General features: G+C 64.7%; 1 protein-coding gene. It reads right to left on the reverse strand.

The window, feature by feature from the left end:
- On the reverse strand, positions 1 to 433 hold a 433-nt coding region (locus PUR53_RS00135), incomplete at both ends, for an IS630 family transposase (RefSeq protein WP_329906949.1).

The raw sequence follows: 433 nt of genomic DNA on the forward strand, positions 1-433 counted from the left end.
ACCTGGTTGATCCACGAGGAGCCGGTCGGGGTGAAGTGCAGCTCGAACCTGTGGTGTTTGGCCAGCCAGGCCTTGATCGCCGGTGTTTTGTGAGTGCCGTAGTTGTCCACGATCAGGTGGACCTGCAGGTTCGCGGTCACCTCCTTGTAGATCCGGATCAGGAACTTCTTGAACTCCAAGGCCCGGTGGCGTCGGTGCAGGGCCGTGATGACCTCGCCGGTGGCGACGTCGAACGCGGCGAACAAGGTGGTCAGGCCGTTGCGGACGGCGTCGTGGGTGCGCCGCTCGGGCAGGCCCGGCATTATCGGCAGCACCGGCTGGGACCGGTCCAGGGCCTGGATCTGCGACTTCTCGTCCACCGAGAGCACCACCGCGCCCTCGGGCGGGTTGAAGTAGAGGCCGACGACGTCGTAGACCTTCTCGATGAACAACG

Source organism: Streptomyces sp. SP18BB07, assembly GCF_036322545.1.
GTDB classification, from domain to species: domain Bacteria; phylum Actinomycetota; class Actinomycetes; order Streptomycetales; family Streptomycetaceae; genus Streptomyces; species Streptomyces deccanensis.